7 protein-coding genes are annotated in these 6,803 nt (G+C 64.1%); 6 read left to right on the forward strand and 1 reads right to left on the reverse strand.

Translation table 11 applies throughout. The features are described 5' to 3' along the window. From MJD61_00815 to MJD61_00830, 4 genes are all read left to right on the forward strand, one after another. On the forward strand, nt 1-522 hold a 522-nt coding region (locus MJD61_00815; protein MCG8553821.1), incomplete at its 5' end, for a PEP-utilizing enzyme. A gap of 127 nt (nt 523-649) precedes the next feature. Then, nucleotides 650-2,044, forward strand: a complete 1,395-nt coding sequence (locus MJD61_00820) for an ATP-binding protein (protein ID MCG8553822.1) — start codon at nt 650-652, stop codon at nt 2,042-2,044. Continuing rightward, the gene (locus tag MJD61_00825; protein MCG8553823.1) at nt 2,037-2,471 is read left to right on the forward strand and encodes a response regulator; all 435 of its coding nucleotides are present in this window, start codon (nt 2,037-2,039) and stop codon (nt 2,469-2,471) included. Before MJD61_00820 ends, MJD61_00825 begins: the two co-directional genes overlap by 8 nt. Next, a complete protein-coding gene (locus tag MJD61_00830) occupies nt 2,468-4,138 on the forward strand; it encodes a glycerol-3-phosphate dehydrogenase/oxidase (protein ID MCG8553824.1) in 1,671 nt (556 codons plus the stop codon). The genes MJD61_00825 and MJD61_00830 overlap by 4 nt, the downstream gene beginning before the upstream one ends. Before the next feature lie 50 nt (nt 4,139-4,188). On the opposite strand, the gene MJD61_00835 is transcribed toward MJD61_00830, so the two are convergent. Next, on the reverse strand, nt 4,189-5,244 hold the full coding sequence (locus MJD61_00835; protein MCG8553825.1) for a tetratricopeptide repeat protein: 1,056 nt from the start codon (nt 5,242-5,244) through the stop codon (nt 4,189-4,191). 214 nt (nt 5,245-5,458) lie between these two features. Here MJD61_00835 and MJD61_00840 point away from each other — a divergent pair, with 214 nt between their 5' ends. Further along, the gene (locus tag MJD61_00840) at nt 5,459-6,364 is read left to right on the forward strand and encodes a penicillin-insensitive murein endopeptidase (protein MCG8553826.1); all 906 of its coding nucleotides are present in this window, start codon (nt 5,459-5,461) and stop codon (nt 6,362-6,364) included. A gap of 99 nt (nt 6,365-6,463) precedes the next feature. After that, a partial coding sequence (locus MJD61_00845) for a hypothetical protein (GenBank protein ID MCG8553827.1) occupies nt 6,464-6,803 on the forward strand: 340 nt, incomplete at its 3' end.

Consider the following 6,803-nt stretch of genomic DNA (forward strand, 5'->3'; position numbering starts at 1 on the left):
ACCCTCGAAGAGCTGCACGCCCTGCTGCGCGGCCAGCTCAACAGCGTGCGTCAAATAGTTCGCCGCAGGCGAGTCCAGTACGAACGCGACGCAGCGCTTCCCGATCCTCCCGCGACCTTCGTTGGCTATCCGACTGCCAGCAGGACCCGCGCGCCGATTGGTGACGACCTCGAGGGCGTGGGCGCGAGCGGCGGTACGGCAGAGGGACCGGCACGGGTGCTGCGCTCAGCCTCGGAGATCCCTTCGTTTCGCCCGGGCGAGATTCTGGTGACGATGCACGCAGATGTGGGATGGTCGCCGACCTTCCTCTTGGCAGGTGCGGTCGTGACGGAGGCGGGCGGGATGCTGTCGCATGCTTCGGTCATCGCTCGGGAGTATGGCGTACCAGCCGTAGTCAACGTGCCGCAGGCAACGCGCGTCATTCGCAGCGGAGATCGGCTCCGGGTCGACGGCAACAGCGGCCTGGTGCAAGTAGTGGCGCGCGCCGCCAACAGCATCCCCCCTGGTAACCCACGTGGGTGAGTCGTAGAGGCGAGACACGACTTCGGCAATCCTCGTGCTAGACTCTGGGCGCCATGAGCACAGGCGCCCCCGTCCGTCCGATGTGCTGTGCGGCGCGCGCGTCGGCTCGAGTTCGGAGACCCGGTTCATGAGCGATCGGGAGAGAATCTCGCAGCGCGAAGCAATAGACTACAGCAAATGGAGGAAGAGGGACCTGATCAAGGAGCTGCGCCGGCGTGACGGCGAGCGGCTTGCCCTTCGCGGTACGTTCGACTCGTTCAACCTTCTTGAAGTGATTCACAGCGCGCAAACCGACTTCGTTACGGTTGATTCTGAGAGAAATATATTCCATAGAATGCTAGATAATTTCCTGAATGTCACCCGCAGCGAGTATGGATTCATCCATGAGATGCTGCGTACCGACGATGGGAAGATGTACCTGGAAGCACGGTCGATCACCAACATCGCCTGGGACGAGCAAAGTCGTGCTATCTATGCGAAGCTCCTGTCCGGCGAAATGAAGTTTGACAACCTGAATTCCCTGTATGGCGCAGCCATGAGGACCGGCGAGCCCGTCATCGCGAACGATGCCGTCAACGACCCGAGGCGCGGTGGGACTCCTGCAGGCCACCCGGCAATCAACGCTTTTCTCGGGCTTCCGCTGCATGCGGGTGGAGAGTACGTGGGTATGCTCGGGCTTGCGAACGCCCCCGGTGGCTACAGTGAAGACTTGATCGATCGCCTGAAACCGCTAACCAAGATCTGCGCAATCATCATGTTGTCGTTCAAAATTGATCAAATAAGAAAAAGGGCGCAGCAGGCGCTGACCAGGAAGTCAGAGGAGCTCGAAGTCGCAAACAGGGAGCTGGAGGGATTCAGCTATTCCGTGTCCCATGACCTCAGGGCACCCTTGAGAGCTATCGATGGATTCGCGCGAGCTTTTGAAGATGACTACGGCGACAAGGTGGACGACGAGGGTCGTCGTCTGATCGGTGTCATACGAAGGAGCACATCGAAGATGGGGCGGCTCATCGAGGATCTGCTGGGCTTTTCTCGGATGAGCCGCCGAGTGGTCAGGCTCCAGCAAATCGATATGACAGCTCTCGCCCGCGCGGCGTTCCAACAAGCCAAGGCTCAGGAGCCAGATCGGCAAGTCGATCTCCGACTCTCGGTGCTTCCTCCCGTAGCAGGTGACCTGGCCATGCTGCGCCAGGTCTGGGTCAATCTCCTCAGCAATGCTGTCAAGTACACACGCACTCGTGAAGGGGCCGTCATCGAAATAGGTAGCCGCTCCGAAAGCGGTGAGACTCGCTTCTGGGTCCGAGACAACGGTGTTGGATTCGATCCCAGGTATTCGCACAAGCTCTTCGGCGTGTTTCAGCGCCTCCACAGCGAACGAGATTACGAAGGCACAGGCGTTGGTCTCGCCCTGGCGCAACGAATCATCAGGCGCCATGGGGGGCGCATCTGGGCGAAAAGCACGCCCGGCAACGGAGCGACCTTCGAGTTCGCTTTGCCCCAAGAGGAGTCGAACCATGGATGAAAGGCTGGGTGCGATCGAGATTCTTCTGGTCGAAGACAACCCCCAAGATGCGGAGCTTGCCATCCGCGCGCTGCAAAAGCGCAACCTCGCGAATCATCTGCATCACGTCGAAGATGGCGCCGAGGCGCTGGAGTTTTTCTTCGGGGAGAACGCGGCGAATCGGCGACCTCGCTTGGTGCTTCTCGATCTGAAGCTGCCGAAGGTCGACGGTCTGGAAGTGCTGCGCGAGCTCCGGCAGAGGGAGAAGACCAGGACCATTGCGGTGGTAGTTCTGACTTCATCGCACGAGGACCGTGACCTGCGAACGGCATATTCCCTCGGCGTCAACAGCTACATCGTCAAACCGGTCGACTTCAACAAGTTCGCAGCCGTGGTGGCGCAGCTGGGAATGTACTGGCTGCTCGTGAACGAACCGTCGAAGCCGTGAAGGCGCTCCACCAAGTCGGTCGCGGTCAAGGCCCGACAGCAGCGGACAGCGCCCGCATTTCCGCGCTGCAACGACCGGCGACCCTGGACGCGCTCGAGCAAGGGCTGTTCGACTGCGTAGTGATCGGGGGCGGCATCGCTGGAGCAGGCATCGCGTGCGAGAGCGCACAGCGCGGGCTGCGCACGGCTCTGGTGGAGCTTGACGACTTCGCTTCGGGGACCTCGAGCCGCTCCACGAAGCTGATTCATGGCGGTTTGCGCTACCTCGCCCTGGGAGAGTTCGCGCACGTCAGGGAGACCGCCCGGGAGCGCAAGACCGTTCGACACCTGGCTCCGCACCTTGCCCAGCCCTGCTGGGCTGTGCTTCCCGCACGCAGCCGAGCTGCACTGACTCTGCTCAGGCTCGCGGTCATGACTTACGAGCATCTTGGCCAAGTAGCTTCCGAGGATCGCCACCGGATCTGGAACAGCGACGAGCTCGAACGCCACGAGCCGGTGCTTGACCGGCAGCGCTATCCGTTCGCGTGCGCGTACCGCGAGTACCTGACGGACGACGCCCGTCTGGTGCTTGCGAACCTGCGGGCGGCCGTTCGAGCCGGCGCGCTGGTGATCAACCATGCTCTGGTCGATCGCATCGCGAATCGTTTCGACGCCCACGAGGTCGGTGTGAGCTGCAGGCTCAGCGGACGCAGGCTCACGCTGCGCAGCCGCGCCCTGATCAATGCATCGGGCCCCTGGCTCGAGCACCTGCGTGTTCTCGAAGATCCCGGCGCAAGGCCGGTGCTGCAGTGGTCAAGGGGTATTCATGTAGTGATGCCGGCCGAGCTCCTGCCCGTGCAAAATGTGCTGGTGCTGCGTTCGTCGGACGCTCGCTATCTGTTCGCGGTGCGCCGCGCGGGCATCGTCTACCTCGGCACGACCGACACGGCGACACAGGCAAGGCCCGTGCACTGGCCGGAAATCGGTTCGGATGAGCTGCATTACCTGCTGCGAGAGGTCAGCGCCTACTGCGGCCGGCAGGCACCTGCGCTTGGCTCGTGCGTTTGGGCGTGGGCGGGACTGCGCGCGCTCGTGGCGCAGCCCGGCCGGCGCAGCCAAGACGTGTCGCGCAGAGACGAGCTGCTCGTCGGGGCCCATGGCATGGTATCGGTTGCAGGCGGCAAGCTTACCGGCTACCGCATGATCGCCAAGCGGGCCCTCGACGAGGCCGGCAAGGTCGTAGGGGGAGCCTGGCCAAAAGCCCCGCGCAAGATTGCGCCGCTGCCGGGCGGCGCTTTCGACGGCGATGTCGGGCCGCTCAGCGCGACCCTCGGCGCGAGCTTCAAGCTGGCAAGGGAGTGCGCCGAGCGGCTGAGCATGCTGTACGGCAGCGAAGCGGTGGACGTGGTCAAGCTCGATCAGCGTCCGCTCGGCGACGACGGGATCGTGCTACGGGGCGAAGTGGACTGGGCCGTGCTGCATGAGGGTGGGGCGACCCTCTTGGACGTCGTATACCGGCGGCTGCGACTGCCGCTCTACAAACCCAACGCGGTCACGTCTCTGCTCGAGCCGATCGCCTCGCGTATGAGCGATCTTCTAGGCTGGACAGAGCAGCGCGCGCGCGAGCAAGTCGGCCAGGTCGAAGCCCGCATGCAGCAAGACCTCGCTGCCCTGCAACCCAGGCTCTAGCCCGCGAACGTGCTTGGTTGCTCGATCGGAGCTGGATTCGCCCTAGCCGGTCAATGTCGGTCGATGGGCACCTGGGGCCTCACGCTTGTCCCGCGTTCCTGGGCGCCCAGCACGCCGCGCAAGGTGGGAAACACGGCAGCGAGCTCTTGGCCCAAGCACTGTGCCAGCTCCCGGTCGAGTTCCACAGCGTTGCCGGCCAGCCGCTCCAAGTTGCGCTGATAGATGAACAGACGGCCCACTTCAGCGCCGGCCTTCGCTTCGGACCCCCTGACCTCATCCAGCAGAATTCCCGCGCGCGGGTCCATACCGTCCACCACGATCTCCGCGCCCGGCAGATCGCCGACAACGATCAGCGTCTGCTTGACGGCCTTGCGCGCCGCTGGCGGGAGTTCCTCGATGGTTGCCTTCACGCGCCCTTCCAGCTGCTCCGATGACAGTGACCAGCGTGGCGGCGGCTGCTGTAGGTCGAGGCTGCGCGTCTTGAGAAACTCGAGCGTGGCGCCGCGTGTGTCGTCCTTGGCATCCAGCAACAGGCCCAGGAAGTAGTGGGCCTCTGCATATAGCGGATCGCGTTTCACAGCGCTGCGCAGCAGGGGCTCCGCGCCTGGCAGGTCACCCACTTCGAAACGTGCCCGACCGACACCGAACTCGAGCCGCACGCTATCGAAAGGACCGCTCGGCAACGAACCGGCAAGCGCCCGAGCCGACTCGCAGTCGCCTCGATGCATGAACGCGTCGAACTTGACGAGCAAGGCGTCTGCGACCTCGTCCGTGCACTGCGCAACATGAAGAGCTTCATCCACCATCTCCAGAGCAGCGTCAAAATCGTGCAACGGGTGGATGAGCACTCCGGCCGCATCCAACATGGCCTCTACGAATCGCTCATCCAGCTCCACAGCCTGCCTGTAGTGCTCGAGCGCGTCCTCGGGACTACCTTCCGCGGCACGAATGTAGCCCAGCAGGTGGTGAGCCTCTGGAGACTGCGCATCGAGCTCGAGGCTCTTCTCCGCTGACAGCCGAGCGCCCGCTAGATCACCCCGATTATACAGATCCCAACCCCGGTCAAGGTGAGCTGAGAACTGGTCCATGGGTCCGCTGTCAGCCATCGGCTTCGCTACTGCTGCAAGGCACCGGGGGGGCTGTATACGTCAAGAAAGCACCAGAGGCCACCTGAAAGCGGGTCCGCCCACAACGGCTCCCACCGGCTCACGTGCATGGCCAAAGAAACCTGTCAGACGCGTCGAGCTGGGCGCTGGCGGCGGGAGCTGGACACGGCCATACTGTGCACCAGGGTTCCTGGTCATCGCGACTCGCCGACGTATGGGTAACTACCGCGGCCTCGCAAACTCGCCGGGCGCTGCCCTGCTGACCACGCTGATCGGGCTAGGCTCGGCCGCATGCGTGGGCCAGGCTGCACCCGCCACGGAGACGGTCCCTTTTGGCGCGACGTGGCACGGCATCTTGAGGGGCGGCGAGGCGCTGCCCGATCGTGGCCCCGGGTTCGTGCGTGTGCGACCCGGAGGTAGTACCCGCTGGGGTACTCCCGAGCTCGTGCGGGCGCTCCAGCGCGCGGCGGCAAGCGTCGCCCGGGCCTTTCCCGGGGGTGCCCCACTTCGAGTAGGCGATCTCTCGGGACCCGGCGGGGGCCGTCATCACCGGCACGCCAGCCACAGGACGGGCCTGGACGCGGACGTGCTTTTCTATGTGACGGATGGTTGGGGTCGCACAGTGGACGGTCCGGGCTGGCCGGTGTTCGATCGCGCGGGTCTGCCACACCGGCGCGCAGAGGACAGCGCGAGGAGAGGATCGCTCAGGCCGTTGTTCTTCGACTCGGCTCGCAACTGGCACCTCGTGCGCACCCTGCTCACCGATCCCGAAGTGCAAGTGCAATGGATCCTGTGCTCCAACGGAGTCAAAGCCATGCTGCTGAGTCACGCCGCGCAACACGAGCAGGATCCCGACGTCCTGGTGCGCGCCAGCTACGTTCTGCATCAGCCAAGCAGCGGAGCTCCGCACGGCGATCACTTCCACATTCGCCTCTGGTGCTCCTCACGCGAGCGCGCATGGGGCTGCCTGCCGGGACCGCCCCGCTGGCCGTGGCTAAACCAGCAAGCCGGAGAAATGCCCTCACCGCTGCCTGCAACCGACCAAGCACTCGTGCACGCGCTGCTGCAGGGCGCCGACTCGCGACCCGCGGAGACAACCCACGCCTCCTCAGGGTTCTAACCGGTCATCCCGAAACGCCCGTTCCCGTTCGAAATGGATGCCTGACCCTGAGGAAACGCAGCGCTCTGATGATCGATCAGATGTCTTGAGAAAAGTTTGGTGAGGGCGTATTGCAGGCTGGACGATTCGGCAGCGGGTTGCGACGACATCGTGGTCGTGGTCGTGGTCGTGGTCGTGGTCGTGGCCGGTCCGAGGGCCCCGCGCCGCAAGCCAGGCGACGGGAGTGAGTTTCGGGACGGGAACGACCTAGCGTTCGAAACAGCGCGGCTCGATTCCAAGACGGCGGCGCAGCTCATGGCTTTGCTCGATGAAACGGCGGGTGCGCGGATCGTGATAGCCGCTCACTGCCGCAAGGTGCCGCCCATGCCGAGCGTAGAACCTGTTCTGCCTCTCCATGGCCAGCTCGCGCAGGTACTTCCCGAGCATCGACGCAAGGGCT

It is taken from the genome of Pseudomonadota bacterium (assembly GCA_022361155.1).
Taxonomy (GTDB): Bacteria; Myxococcota_A; Polyangia; order Polyangiales; family JAKSBK01; genus JAKSBK01.